Annotated in this window: 20 protein-coding genes and 1 riboswitch; of the genes, 13 read left to right on the top strand and 7 right to left on the bottom strand. The window is 42.3% G+C overall.

Annotated features, from left to right (window positions below):
* Positions 1 to 53: 53 nt before the first annotated feature.
* The 13 genes from DCO56_RS03765 (at position 54) to DCO56_RS03705 (ending at position 11553) form a co-directional block, all read left to right on the top strand.
* Positions 54 to 635: a GNAT family N-acetyltransferase gene (locus tag DCO56_RS03765; protein ID WP_245935768.1), complete on the top strand. Its 582-nt coding sequence runs from the start codon at positions 54 to 56 to the stop codon at positions 633 to 635.
* A gap of 180 nt (positions 636 to 815) precedes the next feature.
* Positions 816 to 3254, top strand: a complete 2439-nt coding sequence (locus DCO56_RS03760; protein WP_219929296.1) for a TonB-dependent receptor — start codon at positions 816 to 818, stop codon at positions 3252 to 3254.
* Between the two features lie 114 nt (positions 3255 to 3368).
* Complete coding sequence (locus tag DCO56_RS03755; protein ID WP_146190969.1) at positions 3369 to 3779, top strand: hypothetical protein; 411 nt, start codon at positions 3369 to 3371, stop codon at positions 3777 to 3779.
* Between the two features lie 159 nt (positions 3780 to 3938).
* Positions 3939 to 4241, top strand: a complete 303-nt coding sequence (gene ureA, locus DCO56_RS29695) for an urease subunit gamma (RefSeq protein WP_077435612.1) — start codon at positions 3939 to 3941, stop codon at positions 4239 to 4241.
* Between the two features lie 18 nt (positions 4242 to 4259).
* On the top strand, positions 4260 to 4634 hold the full coding sequence (gene ureB / locus DCO56_RS29690) for an urease subunit beta (protein ID WP_077435610.1): 375 nt from the start codon (positions 4260 to 4262) through the stop codon (positions 4632 to 4634).
* Positions 4631 to 6352, top strand: coding sequence for an urease subunit alpha (ureC, locus tag DCO56_RS03740; protein WP_108632385.1), 1722 nt, complete (start codon positions 4631 to 4633; stop codon positions 6350 to 6352). The genes ureB and ureC overlap by 4 nt, the downstream gene beginning before the upstream one ends.
* A 156-nt stretch (positions 6353 to 6508) precedes the next feature.
* Positions 6509 to 7093 (top strand): hypothetical protein, encoded by a 585-nt coding sequence (locus DCO56_RS03735; protein ID WP_108632384.1) that lies wholly within the window; start codon positions 6509 to 6511, stop codon positions 7091 to 7093.
* Positions 7094 to 7102: 9 nt separating this feature from the next.
* A complete protein-coding gene (locus tag DCO56_RS03730; RefSeq protein WP_108632383.1) occupies positions 7103 to 7648 on the top strand; it encodes an urease accessory protein UreE in 546 nt (181 codons plus the stop codon).
* Between the two features lie 13 nt (positions 7649 to 7661).
* Complete coding sequence (locus tag DCO56_RS03725; RefSeq protein ID WP_108632382.1) at positions 7662 to 8351, top strand: urease accessory protein UreF; 690 nt, start codon at positions 7662 to 7664, stop codon at positions 8349 to 8351.
* An 11-nt stretch (positions 8352 to 8362) separates the two neighbouring features.
* Entirely contained in the window at positions 8363 to 9001 is a 639-nt protein-coding gene (gene ureG, locus DCO56_RS03720; protein WP_108632381.1) for an urease accessory protein UreG, read from the top strand.
* Positions 9002 to 9003: 2 nt separating this feature from the next.
* Positions 9004 to 9795: an urease accessory protein UreD gene (locus tag DCO56_RS03715; RefSeq protein WP_108632380.1), complete on the top strand. Its 792-nt coding sequence runs from the start codon at positions 9004 to 9006 to the stop codon at positions 9793 to 9795.
* A 42-nt stretch (positions 9796 to 9837) separates the two neighbouring features.
* Positions 9838 to 10719, top strand: a complete 882-nt coding sequence (locus tag DCO56_RS03710) for an urea transporter (RefSeq protein WP_108632379.1) — start codon at positions 9838 to 9840, stop codon at positions 10717 to 10719.
* A 78-nt stretch (positions 10720 to 10797) separates the two neighbouring features.
* The gene (locus DCO56_RS03705; protein ID WP_206531913.1) at positions 10798 to 11553 is read left to right on the top strand and encodes a DUF2490 domain-containing protein; all 756 of its coding nucleotides are present in this window, start codon (positions 10798 to 10800) and stop codon (positions 11551 to 11553) included.
* Here the strand turns inward: DCO56_RS03705 and DCO56_RS03700 are convergent.
* The 7 genes from DCO56_RS03700 to thiM all read right to left on the bottom strand — a co-directional run bounded on the left by DCO56_RS03700 (position 11550) and on the right by thiM (position 17490).
* The gene (locus DCO56_RS03700; RefSeq protein WP_108632377.1) at positions 11550 to 12437 is read right to left on the bottom strand and encodes a helix-turn-helix domain-containing protein; all 888 of its coding nucleotides are present in this window, start codon (positions 12435 to 12437) and stop codon (positions 11550 to 11552) included. The two genes, DCO56_RS03705 and DCO56_RS03700, sit on opposite strands and share 4 nt — an antisense overlap.
* A 425-nt stretch (positions 12438 to 12862) precedes the next feature.
* Positions 12863 to 13393: a DUF1572 family protein gene (locus tag DCO56_RS03695; protein ID WP_108632376.1), complete on the bottom strand. Its 531-nt coding sequence runs from the start codon at positions 13391 to 13393 to the stop codon at positions 12863 to 12865.
* 226 nt (positions 13394 to 13619) lie between these two features.
* Positions 13620 to 14363, bottom strand: a complete 744-nt coding sequence (locus DCO56_RS03690; protein ID WP_108632375.1) for a GIN domain-containing protein — start codon at positions 14361 to 14363, stop codon at positions 13620 to 13622.
* Between the two features lie 225 nt (positions 14364 to 14588).
* Complete coding sequence (gene tenA, locus DCO56_RS03685) at positions 14589 to 15242, bottom strand: thiaminase II (protein WP_108632374.1); 654 nt, start codon at positions 15240 to 15242, stop codon at positions 14589 to 14591.
* Positions 15226 to 16068 carry a bifunctional hydroxymethylpyrimidine kinase/phosphomethylpyrimidine kinase gene (gene thiD, locus DCO56_RS03680; protein ID WP_108632373.1) on the bottom strand — a complete coding sequence of 281 codons (843 nt, stop codon included), beginning with the start codon at positions 16066 to 16068 and terminating at the stop codon, positions 15226 to 15228. Before thiD ends, tenA begins: the two co-directional genes overlap by 17 nt.
* A complete protein-coding gene (gene thiE / locus DCO56_RS03675) occupies positions 16065 to 16697 on the bottom strand; it encodes a thiamine phosphate synthase (protein WP_108632372.1) in 633 nt (210 codons plus the stop codon). The genes thiD and thiE overlap by 4 nt, the downstream gene beginning before the upstream one ends.
* Complete coding sequence (thiM, locus tag DCO56_RS03670) at positions 16687 to 17490, bottom strand: hydroxyethylthiazole kinase (RefSeq protein ID WP_108632371.1); 804 nt, start codon at positions 17488 to 17490, stop codon at positions 16687 to 16689. Before thiM ends, thiE begins: the two co-directional genes overlap by 11 nt.
* Before the next feature lie 78 nt (positions 17491 to 17568).
* Positions 17569 to 17661: riboswitch (TPP riboswitch) on the bottom strand.
* Between the last annotated feature and the right edge of the window lie 106 nt (positions 17662 to 17767).

The raw sequence follows: 17767 nt of genomic DNA, 5'->3' as shown, positions 1-17767 counted from the left end.
CCAAAAAGGTTACAGATCCATTTGACAGTTTAGACGCTAAAAATGAAAATAGTATGAATAAAATAGGCATGCAAAGGACAGATTCAAACAGAAATATCGTGATAAGTACAGTCACTGTTCAGGATATGGAAACTGTGTTACCTTATGTTATTGAATTTCGGAAACAGCTGTTTCCCATGCTTGACCCGCAAAAGATTCCCAGGGATTTGCAGGACTTTAAACAGCTGTATCTGGATGGACAAACTGGAACATTTCTACAGGCAAGGGACAAGAGCGGAAAACTGGTTGGTGTGATCGGTATGCTCGCTTATGACTATCGTTTTCCGCATCTAGATTTGGACGCCCGGAAGACTGTCGAGGTCGCGCGGCTTTTTGTCGACCCCGATTACCGTCGTTCCGGACTTGGAACAGCACTTTTTCGCCAATTAACAAAGGTGGCCAAGGAAAAAGCGGTCGAAAGATTGTACTTACACACCCATCCTTTTTTAGCGGGAGCCCATGAATTCTGGTTAAAACAAGGATTCTATCTCAAAGATTTCTGCGATGAATCGGGCTTTCCGACAATTCACATGGAGCTACTGCTGGGGCAGCCTAGTAAACTGATATGTTCAGCGGAACTGGAATTGTCAAAATAAGGCTATTCAGTTTTGTGAAGTGAATTCGCGCTGAATGCAAGAAATAAAATAAATCAGCAATAGAAGATAAAAAATAATTCCAGAGCAACTGTCCCTGTTTAGCATCTTATTTCAATAAGATCATCGTAGGTGAGTTTTAAACAGGGTATGTGCCATCTAGCTAATGAACAATTTATACAGATGAAAAACACAATGAAAGCACTCGCTTTCGCATTATTGGCAGGTGCTGTCACACCGGTGGCTGTTTACGCCCAACAGAGCTTTATGATTTTTGGGAAGATCCAGGATGAAAACGGAAATCCAATTCCAGGAGTGACTTTGACACTTGAAAACCAGGGACAAAAGATAAGTACTGCCACGAATGGCGAATTTGCTTTTGCTACAGCGACAACCTTTCCGGTACAATTGCGTGCCGAAGCGATCGGCTATAAATCACAGCTTCTTCGTATTGATGAGACTACCTGGAATCCGAAAAAAGGAATTCGACTCATAATGGAAGAGGGTAAGAGGACCCTGGATGAAGTATTGGTTACCGGCCGTCGTAATAATTCCTATTTGACCAACAACATGGAGTTGGGTGGTAAGTTCGCTGGAAAGCTGAAAGATCTACCACAATCTGTGGCTGTACTGAGTAAGGAGTTTATTGAAGATAAGCAAGCATTTACAACGGGAGCACTGGTGCAGGACCTTGCGGGTGTCACTGAGGCTTCATCTTATGATGATGTGGTGATCCGTGGTTTTAAAAGCGGTTATGAAACCGGAGTCCGTTTGGTGAACGGTCTACGTTCGGGCTATGGTTACGGCAATAGTTATTATAATTCCCCATTAACCATCAATCTCGAAAACCTTGAGGTGCTGAAAGGCCCTGGAGCTTCGCTATTTGGCGACATTGTACCCGGTGGTACCATCAATATGACGACGAAAAAGCCTTTGGAAGATTTTAAAGGTCATGTCAGTTTTGCTGCTGGAAGTTTTGAAACGATGCGCACAACAGTAGATCTCGGCGGTCCCTTGGATAGTGCAAAACGAATTCTCTATCGTTTCAATGCAGGCTATGAAGATACCAAAACCTTTCGTGATGTGAACCGTCAAAAACGGTTGATGCTGGCGCCTTCATTTACATTTAAGCCCGCTGCGGGGACGACCGTAGACATCGATATGGTCTATAATCAATTCAACGGTTATCTGGATCGGGGAATGGGAATAAAGGAAAATAACTTTTATGCCCTGCCACGTTCGTTTACTTTAAGTCAGCCGTCTGATTTCTATAACTCGAAGACTTTTTCATTTAGTGGACGATTGGCGCAAAGACTGGCAGAAAATGTGAGCCTGAACTTGAGCTATATGAAATCCATCTATCAGGAAGATGTCAACGAGCACCGTACGCTAAATACTTTTGCGGATGCCCCCCATAATACCATTATGAATATGCGTTTCTTTGACCGCCATGGTCGTGATTATACCGACAACGTCGTTGGATATATTAAATGGGATCTGCTAGGGGATAAAATTGACCACCATATCGTTGCGGGGATCGACTTCGCACAGTATCGTGGTGACAAAGAAAATCAGTTACGGGAAGCCAGACAGCAAACTGTGGATGGCAAGGTGGTGCCATTGACTTTTGACATGAACAACCCGACCTATACCACACATGATCTGACCAACTATGTCTGGCGTACACAGGTCGCTTATCCTTTTTTGAGTCCCTATAAAACGACCGGTAAATACATACAGGATCAGATCAGCATTGCGGATCGTCTGAAATTAATTGTGGGGTTGAGGCATGAACATTATTCTTCGGAAACTATTGATGGACAGAATCGCTTCCATGCTACACAAAATGCTTTGTTGCCCCGTTTTGGTCTGACTTATGGAATCAACAAGCAGATTAATTACTTCGCAAGCTACTCGCGGGGTTTTGTACCGGTAGGCGCTAATTTTATCCAGAACTATAAAGACTATGGTGCGGACAAAGCTTTTGAGGCTGAACGCAGTTTTCAAATTGAAACAGGGCTGAAAATGGGCTTTTTTAAGGACCAGCTGCAAATGGATCTTTCCTTGTTTCAGATCGAGCGTAGAAATATGCTTATCGCGACAGGGACAATCAATGACTCGGGATTACCAGAGTATAGACAATCTGGCAAAGCATTGTCGCGGGGAGTTGAGTTGGATGTTCGTGGACAGCTGACCAAAGAATTCCAGGTGATGGCAAATTATACGTTTAACCATACCGAAGTGAAGGCCTCTTCTGTTGCTTCTGAAGTCGGGCAGGCGCTACCGGGAGCACCTAAAAATATGGCCAGTGCCTGGTTAAAATATGTCTTCTCCAATACTTCCTTAAAAGGACTTGGCTTTGGTACCGGTGTTTATTATGTTGATAGCAAACGCATGGACAATAGCATTGGGAAGGATAGCGAAGGAAATGCCCTTTGGGGACAATGGCCCTCTTATACGACAGTTAATGCGGCCGCTTATTATCATATCGGTGCCATGAAAATGGCGCTTAACCTAAATAATGTATTTGATAAATACTATTTTTTAGGGGGATTTGACTATACACGTGCCTTCGCCGGGGCGCCAAGAAACATTATGGTTTCAATTGGTTATTCCTTTTAGCTAAAAAAAGCAATCAAAGCAGGTTTTTCGACAAATTTAGACTATTTAATTCAAGATTTGTACTAGTGAAGTGGCCTGCTTTGGTTGTAAATTTGGACAACAAATAATAGGATTGTGAATACAATGATTAGGCATAGTTTAGTTTTTATAGTTTTTCTTTTGAGCGTCCTGCTCCTGAAAGGAATGACTATTTCTGAACAGCTTAAAATTCATAATTCCTCGGGTATCTATCTGGATTTGTCCAGCACCTATAAACAAATTGACAAAGGTGCTGATCAACCTGAACGGGAGAATATAGTTGCCGCTGTACACGATCATGACCTTTATGATGTCAGTGAACAGGTCGACTTAAAAGATGAATGGAGTAAGCTCCTCGGTTGGACCGTATTGTACATTTGTCTTTTTATATTTTGCTATCCTGTATGTCTCAACATGCAGAATAACAGAACACCTTACATGGATCGATTGATCCTACCACCAAAATACATTCTTTTCCAAAGTTTAAAGATCCCATTTCAGGGATAATCCTTTCCTTTTCTTACAACGCTGAGAACTGATACGCTATGCCGTAAACATTTGCTATGGACTTCGTCTATCAGCTTTTTTGAACGATTTTTTTAAATCGTCAGGGCTTGTACTGACTTGTTTTCGACTGAAATAACAACAATTTAAATAATATTTTATATGCATTTATTACCTAGAGAGACAGAGAAGCTATTGCTTCATCTTGCCGGTGAACTAGCGAAAAAACGTAGAGCTAGAGGACTTAAACTTAATTATCCGGAGTCTATTGCATTGATCAGCAGTGAGCTTCTGGAAGCTGCACGTGATGGCCGTACTGTGGCTGATTTAATGCAGTATGGCGCGACATTATTGACACGAGAGGATGTCATGGAAGGTGTACCCGAAATGATTCACGATGTGCAGATTGAGGCGACTTTTCCGGATGGTACCAAGTTGGTTACCGTTCATAATCCGATTCGATAATTGTTAAAAATAGAATTTATGATTCCAGGAGAATTTTTTATAGCGGATGGCCATGTCATCTGTAATGAAGGTAGAGAGGTTACGACGATTACCGTAACAAACACAGGAGATAGACCAATTCAGGTGGGTTCACATTTTCACTTCTTTGAAGTGAACAAGATGATGGAATTTGACCGTGCAAAAGCTTTTGGCAAGCGATTGAATATTATTGCAAGTACAGCGGTGCGTTTTGAGCCGGGAGAATCCAAAGATGTAGAATTGGTTCCTTATGCAGGTGCCAGAAGAATCTACGGACACAACGACTTGGTCAACGGTGATACCGAAACCGAAGTCGCGAAAGAAAATGCAATGAAAAAAGTGAAAGAACAAGGCTTTAAAAACAAAGTATCATGAGTTTAAAAGTTAGCAAAGTAAATTATAGTGCCATCTTTGGTCCGACAAGTGGCGATAAAATCCGTTTAGGCGATACAGACATCATAATCGAAGTCGAAAAGGATTATGCTTATTATGGCGATGAGGCAAAATTTGGCGGTGGTAAGACCGTCCGTGACGGTATGTGTCAATCTTCGGTTCACACACGTGATGAAGGTACCTTGGACATGGTGATCACAGACGCTATCGTGATTGACCACTGGGGAATTGTGAAAGGTGATATCGGTATCAAGGATGGTAAGATTGTCGGCGTCGGCCGTGCCGGAAATCCGGATACCATGGATAACATTACGCCAAATATGATTATCGGTGCATCTACCGAAGTGCACGGCGGATCTGGCTATATCCTAACACCGGGTGGTATAGATACCCATATTCACTATATCAGCCCTACGCAAGTAGAAACAGCCCTATACAGTGGTATTACCACCATGATCGGCGGTGGTACCGGTCCAGCAGATGGTACAAATGCAACCACCGTAACACCAGGAAAGTGGAATATCCGTCGTATGATGCAAGCGGTGGAAGATCTGCCGATGAACTTTGGCTTCTTTGGAAAAGGAAATGTGGGAACTGAACAACCCATTGTTGAACAGATTGAAGCAGGAGCTTTGGGGGTTAAAATTCACGAAGACTGGGGAGCAACACCCGCAACAATTGATAGAGCATTAACGGTAGCTGATAAATACGATGTACAGGTTGCCATTCATACCGATACATTAAATGAAGCGGGTTTCTTGGAAGATACCATTCAGGCGATCAACGGTCGCGTAATCCATACCTTCCATACGGAAGGTGCCGGTGGTGGTCACGCTCCAGATATCATCAAATCGGCAATGTATCCAAATGTATTGCCAGCTTCCACAAATCCGACACGTCCATTTACAAAAAATACGATTGATGAGCACTTGGATATGTTGATGGTTTGTCACCACCTGAGTAAGGAAATTCCTGAGGATGTGGCTTTTGCCGATTCACGTATCCGTCCGGAGACAATCGCTGCTGAAGATGTATTGCAAGATCGTGGTGTATTCAGCATCATGAGTTCAGATTCGCAGGCAATGGGTCGTGTAGGTGAGGTTATCACACGTACTTGGCAGACAGCGGACAAAATGAGAAAACAAGTGGGGCCGCTACCTGAAGACGAAGGAAAAAACAATGATAACTTCCGCGCACGTCGTTATGTCGCAAAATATACAATCAACCCAGCGATTGCACATGGTATCTCGAAATACGTGGGTTCTATCGAGCCGGGTAAAATCGCGGATATGGTTATCTGGCGTCCAGCTTTGTTTGGTGCTAAACCGGAAATGATTATCAAAGGTGGTATGATCATCGCATCCAAAATGGGGGATGCCAATGCATCCATTCCTACACCACAACCGATTATCTTACGTACAATGTTCGGCGGATTGGGAAAAGCTGTTCATAACACCTGTTTCAACTTTGTTTCCAAAATTTCATTCGAAAACGGCATTAAAGAGGAATATGGCTTAGCAAAAGGGGTACTTCCTGTAGAAAACTGTCGAAATATCTCCAAAAAAGATATGATCCACAACGACGCTACGCCCGAAATTATCGTTAATCCGGAGAACTATGAAGTAAGTCTGGATGGAGAAATTTTGCGTTCACAGCCGATTGATACCGTTTCTTTAGGACAGTTGTATTTCTTGTTTTAAGCTGAATGGTGACTACGATGGCTTGATCTTGCATCAGGCCATTATAAATGAAAAACACATGAATAAAACGGTCATGAGCCAAACATAGCGCTGATGATCAATGGGTAAAGTAAGGCTCATGATCGTTTTATTGGCTTTAAAAACAACGATATAGCAATGAAAAATTTTAAAACATTTTTGGGATGTTGTCTGGCAATAGCATGCTTTTCGATACAATCAGCTTCTGCTCAAAAAGGCGGAATCATGCTATATGGTTCGCTCAATTACCATGAAACCGCTGCTGGCCACCAATTTAGTGCGGCACCAGTGGGCGTAGGCTATTTTTTTAATGACAACATGAATGTGGGGATAAATTATGGATTCAACAACGCCTATACGAAGGCGCTTGACTTTACAGATCATTCCCATGAAGTTGGTCCATTCTACAGCAACACCTGGCCGTTAGGGGAACATTTTATGTTGATCGGTCAAGTGGATGCACATTACATCTGGGGCGACCAACATGTTGTTAATGCATCCGGAGGCATGGTGGATGGAAGCTACAATGGTTTCCTTTTCAGAGTATACCCGTTGGTGGGTATTAACCTGGGAAAAGGCTGGGCTTTGAAAGCAAAAGTCGCGGAGCTCTCTTACAAGAAGAAGCATGGCAAGGATGCTGTTATTCCAAATGATCACGAAGTGATTACAGGAATCAATGGCTCAACTGTGGGATTGGGATTGTCAAAAAATCTATTTTTTTAAAGAACGAAAATGATTATCACAGAAATCACAAGGAATATCAATCGCGAGCAGACCTATAAGCGTCATGATCTGCTGTCGATTGAATGGTATGAATCCACCAAACGTATTCAACGTCTTCGTACAGCAGAGGGGATGGATATTGCTGTAAAATTATTGGGCAATACTTCCTGCTTGCAGGACGGCGATATCTTGTATGAAGATGAAGAAAAAATAGTGGTGGTTACCATCAGGCCTTGTGAAGTCATTAAAGTTATGGCAATTGATTTCCTTGAGGTTGCTTTTGTCAGCAGTGAAATCGGAAACAAACATTTGCCTCTATTCGTAGAGGCAAATGAATTGCTGATGCCCTACGAACGCTCCATGTATGAGTGGTTGGCCAAAAATGGATTTGAGCCTATATGCTGTATGCATCAGCTGCTGAATCCACTGCATGCAAACGTAGATCCGAAACATCACCAAAAGTTGAAATTTTCGACAAAAAATATTCCCCTGTTCATTAAAGAACAAGAGGATACTGGGACAGCGCCGACGGTCGCATCTACAAATAATGAATAAATAATTTATGTCAATGAAAAATACTTTTCTGGGCAAGTTGCTCCATCTTGCAGATCCAACACTACCGATCGGTGGATTTACCCATTCAAATGGGCTGGAAACCTATGTGCAGCAGGGTTTAGTCTGTGATAAAGCAACTACGGACAACTATGTGCGCCATAATTTATGGTACAATCTAAAGTATAACGATGCTGCCCTGATGAAATTGGCTTACGAGGCCACCACATCCGAGGATTTAAATGCATTGATCGCTTTGGATCAGGAGTGTACTGCATTGAAGAGTCCAAAAGAGATCCGGGAAGCCAGTAAAAAACTGGGCGTACGCATTTACAAAATATTTAGCCGTTATCAACAACAGGATTTTGTTGTTGCCTGGGGCAAATTGATTCAGAAAAAGGAAGTCGATAGCCACTATTGCTTGATGTATGGTATGCTGGCTTCTTTATTGGAAATTCCATTGGAAGAAGCCTTACATGGCTTTTACTACAATGCAGCTATCACCATGGTGACGAATGCCGTGAAACTCGTGCCGCTCGGGCAACTCGATGGCCAGGATGTTCTTTTTGGGCTGCACGATGATATACTTGAGCTCTGTCTCGAGACTTTAGCCGTTGAAAGAAATTTAGTGGGGCTGTGCAATATCGGATTTGATATCCGATGCATGCAACACGAACGATTATATTCTAGGGTTTATATCTCTTAAAATCAAATAAAATGGAAAATAGAAAATATGTTAAGATCGGTGTAGGCGGTCCTGTGGGTTCCGGCAAAACAGCGTTATTGGAAAGATTGAGCAGACGTCTGGGGGATGAGTTAGATCTGGCGGTTATTACAAATGATATTTACACCAAAGAAGATGCAGAGTATATGGCAAAAAATAGCTTATTACCCCGCGAACGTATTATCGGTGTTGAAACAGGTGGTTGCCCACATACCGCGATCCGTGAAGATGCGAGTATGAATCTGGAAGCGGTAGACGAACTGGCCAGCCGGTTTCCCGATCTGGAACTTATTTTGATTGAAAGCGGGGGCGACAATCTCACTTCGACCTATAGCCCTGATTTGGCAGATATCACCATTTTCGTCATTGATGTCGCTGAAGGTGAAAAAATGCCGCGTAAAGGCGGTCCGGCGATTACACGTTCGGATCTGTTATTGATCAATAAAAAAGACTTGGCGCCTTATGTGGGAGCGAGCTTGGAGGTCATGGAACATGATGCCCGTATGATGCGCAAAGGTGCTCCATTTTTGTTCTCCAATTTGAAAACTGGCGACGGTCTGGAAGAGATTGTGGGCTGGATCAAGAAATATGCATTGCTTCAAGATATTGAAGAACCTAATTTACTTCGTTAATTATGATTTGTTCTTTAGCCGTCAAAATAGCACATCGTGAAGGGAAATCCTTTATGAAGGATGCTTATGTCACTCAACCTTTTCGCATTGTCCCTGTCGGTCAATATCAAAAAGACAATGCGGCTTATTTGATGATCATGAGTTCCTCACCGGGATTATTGGATGGTGATGATCATCAGATCAAAATTGATATTGCGCCAGGAGCAAAATTACAGTTGCAGACGCAGGCTTATCAGCGTCTGTTTCACATGAAGGGGCATTCTTCGCAGAAAATGCAGGTGACTTTGGGCGAAGATTCCGTGTTTTCCTATGTTCCTCACCCCGTAGTACCTCAAAATTCCTCTCATTTTTTGAGTCACAACATTATCCATCTTGCTTCCAATTGCCATCTACTACTGAGTGAAATCGTGACCTGTGGAAGGAAAATGTCGGGGGAGGAATTTCAGTACGATCATTTTCAGAACCTGACGGAATGTTATGTGAATGGTCGACTCGTTGTCAAAGATAATGTGCTGTTACAACCGGACCGTATGCCCATTCAGGGACTGGGCATTCTGGAAGGATATACACATCAGGGAACGCTGATCTATCTGAATAGTGCCGGGTTAAGTCCGGATGAATGGATCGAAGCATTTTATGAGAAATATGGAGAAACCAAGGATGTTGCCTTTGGCATCAGTGCCTTGCAGCATGATGGTTTTATGGTGCGGGTACTGGGCTATGGTGCTGAGCAGCTTTATCTTCTTTTTAAAGAAATGCAAAGTGCATTGTGGGAAAAATTATTCCTGAATTAAATAACGGGGCTGAATACAATTTTTAAATAACAAATTATTCGAATGAAAAATAACATCCTAGCTTTTGTTAAAGCTTTTTTTAAAGGATTTGGACAGATTATGTTACAGGGTAATAGCTGGACTGGTGTACTGTTTATAGGGGCTATCATCTATGACTCGGCACTCATGGGATTTGCCGGGATCCTTGCAAATCTGATCGGGGTAATAACAGCGAAATTGATGAAATTTGATGAGGACCATATCAATGATGGGCTCTTTGGATTTAATGCCACATTATATGGGATTGCGCTGGTCTTTTATTTTCAGGCCAATATCTGGGTATGGGCTGCCTTGATCATCGGTTCTGCATTGACGACGATTTTAATGGGCTTTGCACTGAAGAAAAATATTCCTGTATTTACGTTTCCTTTTATTATGATCACTTGGATTGCGTTATATGTACTGAGTATTCCTGAATTGGCCTTACGCACGGTTCCCGAACATTTTGTAGATATTGAGGAAATGGATGATTTCCTTATCGAGGGACATGCCTTTGGTCAGGTTATTTTTCAGGGGAGCTTAGTCGCGGGATTAATCTTTTTCATTGGTGTTTTTATCAGTAAGCCAATCGCGGCGTTATATGCCTCTGCAGCTGTCATTATTAGTGTTTATATTTCGCATCATGGGCATGAATCAACCGATATGACCAATAATGGGATCTTTAGCTTTAACGCAGTTTTATGTGGAATTGCTTTGAGTGGCCAACGTGTCAGAGACGGTGTGTATGTATTGATCGCCGTTGTTATCGCTACTTATTTCGACCATTTCCTGATTCATAACGGTTGGGCTACCTTAACTTTTCCTTTTGTGGTTGCGATGTGGGCAATAGAGCCTGTTAAGCGGCTTGACAATTGGCTGGTGGTCAAGTTTTCGGCAACGGCCTAGACTGCATGGTCTTTTTTTACTTAAACTTTATCTATGTTGAAATTTCGTTTCATAAAACTAATCCCAATAGTGCTTTTTTTGGGAATTCATATTAATACCGTTTATGGGCAGGTAAGCCCACCCGGGCTGGGGAAAGCCAAAACGGCCTCTTGGTCAGTGTTAGGACTCAGACGGAAGCTGGACAGTGCCGGAACAAAGGAAGCGCTGACTTATATCGGTCTGGGAACAAAAAGTACGCCCGATGATTCCAATCCTTTCCATAAACAGGCGATCTGGGTGTTGAACCATGAGGTTTATCACAAATTTGCCCCTAATCAGCAGTATAGTTATGCGTTGAGCTATAGACGTCAAAATGTATATGACGAGAAGATACCCTATCACAATGAAGGAGTTGAGCAAGAGTTCAGGTTGTATGGACGTTATGCATATACGGTTAAATTGAATGAACGCTGGAAATGGAAAAATACGCTGCGGCAGGAGTTTCGGAAATTTTTTACAGCAGACTTTCACAAAGCTGAAGAGAATTTTCAGTTTAGAACCCGGCTGAAATCGCAGGTGAATTTTAAAATCTCCGATAAAAATAAGCAGGAACTGGCACTGAGTGCCGAGGGGCTTTTTGCGATCAGTAAACTAAATGAACCGGATACTTGGTCGAGCTTTGGTTACAAGGAGACACGTTTGGGCTTTTATTACATGACAGATATTCCAAAGACGCCCCTACGACTGGATGTAGGTTACATGAATGATTTGATCAAGGGCTATGATCAAGTGGATTTTGGCGTACATTATCTGGCGGTTGACCTCATTTGGAACCTGCCTTACCATAAACATTAGTCTGCCATAAACTTATGTTTTCGATAATCACTGGGTGAATACCCGGTGATTTTTTTAAATAGCCTCGTGAAATAGGAGGGCGATTGAAACTTCAACTCGAAAGCTATTCCCGCAATATCTCTCGTGGCATCCTGCAAAAGGATCTGGCTATGCAGGATACTGATTTCTGTAATCCATTGCTTGGGCGGTTTATTGGTTGCCTCCTTCACACATTTGTTTAGGTAATTTTCCGAGATATGCAATAGATTGGCGTAAAACAATACATTTTTATGGTCGATATGGAACTTTTGGACATATTCACGAAAGCGAAATGCAATATCTAGTTGTCTACTCATCGGTGCCTTGGTTTCGATATCCGATTTGATGACCTTCAATAAGATGCACTGCATCATCGAGATACATACCTCCATCACGCGACCTTCGGTAAAAAGCTCTTCCTCCAAAAGAATCAGCATTTGCTGAATCCAATTGGCGACATGTGGCTTTAACGTCGTGAAGGGATGTGAATTGAAAAATTTGATGTCATTGATCCCAAGTTCGATATCAGTGACAATTTCGTTTTCGTAAACTACAAAAAAACCTTCCACATCATCGGAGATCGCCAACGTTGCGGTGATATTACCTTGCTTGATATTGATGACTTGGTGTTCAGTCAGTGTATAGGAGGCTGATTCCAGGTGTTGTGTCAGGGAACCTTTTGTTACGAAAATTAGAAAATTAAATGTAGTACGATAAGGAATGACGGGCATTAAAATGCTCCGGAGATAATTTTCAATTCGATAAACCTGAATTTTACTTTCGTTAAATAGATTATGCTCAGAAACATCAGGTAAGAATAACTTTTTATATTCGTAATTGTTGATGATCTTAATTGAATTTTTCATCGATATAAATTTGTTTTTCAATTGTGATGAAGCTATCAGATTTATTCATCGAGTATATGTTTTAAACGGTATTCATGAGCTCGTTTTGCTCGGTTATTCAATCCCCAATGTGATTAAATAAATCATGATGGTTTCATCTGTAAATAATTATAAATTACCTATCTACGCTCAAGTGGGTCAATGAGCTCCCCGCGCTTGCTATTTGTTTTACAACCCTAAACAAGCTAATTTCCATTGGATTGACTCGTAAAGGAATTAGTAATGGTAGATCATACAAATATAATCAATTCTTTGCTAAAGAATACCCAAAACAACACCTTCCATGTAACGTTTTAAACGGATTTGTAGGATACGATTGCAATTGAAAAATTTAGGCGGATGAGTGCCCAATCAACAATTGGGCAGCTACAGCCAATAGTTCCAAGTTATACTTTTTTGCTTTGACCAAATTTTTCTTGATTAAATTCCGAAGATTTTCCTTTCGGAATGGATAAAGAGGACCATTGCTCATCCTGGCACATTTTTCCGATGTAAACGATCTGACCGACGTGATAAGGGTAGTGGGCAAGTTGGCGGTGGATCGCCGCCAATACGGTATGTCCTTCTCCGCGGATAAAGATTGTTTTCGTCAGGTCTTGCTCATTTAAAGATTCAAGTGCTTGAAATAAACAATCCCAACCTTCGTTCCACAACGTGATCAGTTGCGCTCTGCTCATCTCGGTATTTTCGAATTCCATATCGCGGTCTCTTCCCTCTTTTTCACCGTCCGAATGTAGAAAGTCTGTCCAACGCGAAAGCATATTCCCATGGAGGTGTTTCACAATGAGGGCAATACTGTTGCTGGATGGGTTGAATTGCCAGAACAAGTGCTCATCACTCAATTGAGCGAAGGTCTTGTCTCCCAAAGATTTGAATTCATGAAATTGCTTGAGGCTACTTGCTAAAAAATTATCCATTGGATTGAGTGTTATGTGTGCTTGTGTTTCTTAGCACAAGATACAAAAATATCAGATGATATCCGGAGAATTGACTCCAGTAAATGGTTGTTGGAGGAACAGCCTGGCCCAGTTTCTGGCTGATGAGGGAAGGGCGGAAAAAAGGTGGCACTGGGGAAGGCGCCACCTTTAGCTAACTAAACATTAAACATAAATAAACAGTCTTTTTTAAAGACCTAAACTAAAATTACATAACGACTCGGCCACTTGTCGATTTGTCAACTTGGACATTTCGTGGCTGATTTTTTAAGGAGATCTTTGCCGAGGTTGAAACTTTACCGTGTAGATTGTCCTTAACACTTAGGGTTACACCCGAGGATGTGCTGGCATTGACCTCTGCATTGGTAGTTGTAAAAGCGGCCATGTCAACTGAAGTAGAGGAGTTGGCATTTAAATCCAGATTCGTCGCACTTCCTGCAATTTCCTGTCTTGACGAACTTGTGGAATTCACCGTTAGATTTTTTGCACTTACATCAGCCGTTAACCTACTCGAGGAACTTGTCGAAAGTGAAATATCATCGGCAATTAATTTTTTAAGTGTAATTCTGGCCGATGAAGAAACATTGACGGATATTTTGTTTGCCTTGATGGTTTCGTTGCTGTAGATTGATCCACTGGAAGAAGCGGAAAAACTTGTCGGAATTTTACTTGAATATACCGTTACACGGTTGTTTCTTGCATTTCTGATCTGTGAATTCCGTTTATATTGCACATGTAATATGCCATTTTTAACATTTGTCTCTATCAACGACAGATGCTCCGCATTGTCCGCTTCAACAACAACTTCATTGCGATTGGAGTGAACGTAGTCAACACGTAGTGATGTCGCTGCCGAAATGCCATCCGGAGCGGAAATCTTACGGGTTTCACGTTCTTGGGCCTGGGCAACGTATAAAAAAGAAATAAAGGCGATAGTTAAAATTCTTTTCATGCTCTTGTCTATTATTAGTTTTTAATTTTATGCTATTATAATTTTATTTTAATTTCGAAAAACAGCCTCATTTCCTCCCTTACAGATATAATAGTGGTGCCAGAATTTAAAAAACCAAGTAAATCGCTGATAAATAGCTATTTTTACTTTTAGACGTTTTCTCCTATTGCCCATTTTTGAACAACTGGTGTTCGCTATCGAACAATTTAACAGTTGTTTTTGTGGTTACCACATGCTCTTTTCGTAAGCTGCCTGCCAGAAATGATATTCCAATCGGGAAGCTGTTATAAATACTTGTCGCATTTTCTCCCGATTTGTTGCAGTCGTTTGTTCAGAAATTTGATCGACGTAGTTTTTGGCTTTGTTCACACCCTCGGCGAAGTCCTCACCACTATAGGTATCGATCCATTTGGAATAGGGGTTTTGGTCGCCACTGGCGATCGAAACGATGTGGTCGCCAACTTCTTTATAAATCCAAAAGCAGGGTAAAGTCGCAGCCATAGCGACTTCAATAGGTTCAAAGGCAGCTACACTTTTTAAAAAATGCACGTAATGGTGGCAAACTGGTTCTATTTTGTTGTCGTCTTCCGGATCCAGACCAAATTCTTTAAAATAGTTTTCATGGAGCGCTTTTTCGACGATAAGCGCATTGCGTCCAAATTCAAAATAATCCAGGGCTTGTTGATTGTCAGTACTCTTTGCACCGATAAAAGCTAATACACGTCCAAATTCTTCCAGATAGAACGCATCCTGACGCATATAGAATTGAAATTTTTCCAGCGGTAGACTGCCATTGCTCAGTTCAGAAATAAAGGGCATTGCTAAGATATCAGCATAAATTGGTCTTATAGCATCCCAGGCTTTATCGCTCCATTTCATGAATAATAAGTTTAGAAGGGTTGTGGAAATGATTAAGTGGCCCATTTCCTTTGCCAATCACGAGATTCTTGCTGCCTTTGATTGCCTCGTGGACATAATCTAAAGCAGTAGCGACAGCCTCAGCAAGAGGGGATTGCTGCGCCAACTGGCTTGCTATTGCTGAAGAAAGAGAGCAGCCGGATCCATGTGTATTTTTGCTGTCAATTTTTTGTGATTTAAATACCAATGGTGATGCATGTTGCTGAAAGAGGAGGGAGGTGAGTTCGCTTGTCTGGAGGTGTCCACCTTTAATCAGTACGGATTGACAGCCTTTTTCAAGCAGTGTAACACCAGCTTTTTCCATCTCTTGGACATTGTCTATCGTTCTTCCTACCAATACGCTAACCTCATCCAGATTGGGGGTAATAATCGTCGTTTGCGGGAATAGTAAGTCCACGCATGCTTGTATTGTATCATCATGGATCAATTTGTGACCACTTGTCGATACCATCACAGGATCAAATACGATTGATCCACGGTAATCTTTCAAATAACTGCTGATCAGTTCGACAAGCTCAATGTTATGAACCATCCCGATTTTGATTGCATCGGGATAAATATCATCGAAGATCGCATCCAGCTGCTCACGCACTGCTTGGGTCGGTATCTCGTAAATATTCCGCACCCCTTGTGTGTTTTGTATTGGTAATGCCGTTAAGACGTTCATTGCATAACATCCCAGGGCTGATATGGTTTTCGTATCGGCTTGGATGCCAGCTCCGCCGCTACCATCAAACCCCGCTATGCTCAGTACTGTGGGCACTGTGTATTGTTTCACTATTTTCATGTTAATAATTCCTTTAATTGAGCGCTACGCTCTCTTGGGTTTTTACTTCGGCAAATTGCCGATACGACCGCAATGGAATCTGCACCAGACAGCCAGGCACTTGCGCTGGTATCCAGGTTCATACCGCCAATGGCGATCAGGGGTTTTTCGGTTAAATTCCGTATCTCGCACAGTCCATTGATTCCCCAGGTTGTAATGGTGTCTGTTTTTGTTTTTGTTGGGAAAATTGGGCTGACACCAAGGTGGTCTACAGCGGCCATCTGTTTGCTGTCAAGTTGTGCCCGATCTTCAAGCGACCAGCCAATTTGAAGACGTTGTCCGTATTTTTCCCTTATTTCTAAAGGTTGACGGTCGTTTTGTCCGACATGCACCCCCCATGCCTCGATTTCAATCGCAATATGCACGGCATCATTGATGATTAACGGGATCCCGTAGCGATCGGTAATCTGCTTTAGCTTCTTTGCCTTTTCCAGAAATCCCGTATCGGTTTCGTTCTTTTCGCGTAACTGAATAATATCTACACCGCCGAGTATGGCCTCTTCAGCAACATGGAGCCAAGATTGTGGGTAGCAGTCCTGTTCAGAGATAACCAGATACAAGGGGTAAGGAAATAGGGGATTAATTGCCATAAAGTTTCAAGTTGAGATGCATCCGGATACGCTCTTCATTCAGCAGATAGAGCTCATCATAGAGATTCACCTGTAAGGAACCCGGACCCGAAGATCGCGCTGTTGCCAGTTCACCTGCTAAGCTCAAAAGGGAGACACCAGCGGTCGCTGCTTCAAAGGGATGGTCTGTGATCGCTAAAAATGCACCAATGAGTGCAGTTGCGCTACAGCCAAGTCCGGTAACCTGGGTCATCAAGGGGTGCCCATTGTGCACCTCAGCGGTATGCTGTTCGGATAGGATATAGTCTACCTTTCCGGAGATGCAGATGGTAGAACCCAATTGTTCTTGTAATGCTTTGCCAAAGCCGATCGCGTCCTTGCTGTCTGCGGTGCTGTCCACGCCTTTGGTATTGACCTGGTTGAAATTGTAAAGGCTCATGATCTCCGATGCATTTCCCCGGATAACAGTTGGCTTTAACTCGAGTAGATTTGCCAATAAGTCATTGCGAAAAGCAGATATTCCCGCTCCAACAGGATCCAAGACCCAGGGGCGGCCAATGTTATTGGCATGTTCTGCTGCTACAAGCATAGACTCGGCGGTAAGTTCACTCAATGTGCCGATGTTGAGTACCAACGACTGTGCAAGATCAACAACCTCACGTACTTCGGATGGACTGTGAACCATGACTGGGGAAGCTCCAAGAGCAAGGAGCGCATTGGCGGTGCTATTCATCACCACCAAATTCGTAATATTATGTACAAGTGGTTTTTGTCTTCTGACCTGTGCTAACAGATCGATAATTAAATCTTCCATTCCTTTTGTTATCTATATTTGCAGGTGGCTTTGTCAGGAAGAAATGAGACAGATGGGCTGTCAGGTATATTGCAATATACCTAAGCGGTTGCTTTTCCCTACGCCGGTATAAACCGAATCAGGTTCGAAGGGACTATCTCAATTCTATACAGAATACCCCCAAAGCCATATCAAACTTAGACAAAAAAAAGGACTTTTTATAACCAGTGTTTTATTCAGTCCCGGAATAGTAAAACTAGACATTAATCAATAGACCGGAGTGCGCGTATATTTTCAG

It is taken from the genome of Sphingobacterium athyrii, from assembly GCF_003071065.1.
Lineage (GTDB): Bacteria > Bacteroidota > Bacteroidia > Sphingobacteriales > Sphingobacteriaceae > Sphingobacterium > Sphingobacterium athyrii.
This window is presented reverse-complemented; position numbering and strand designations above follow the sequence as displayed.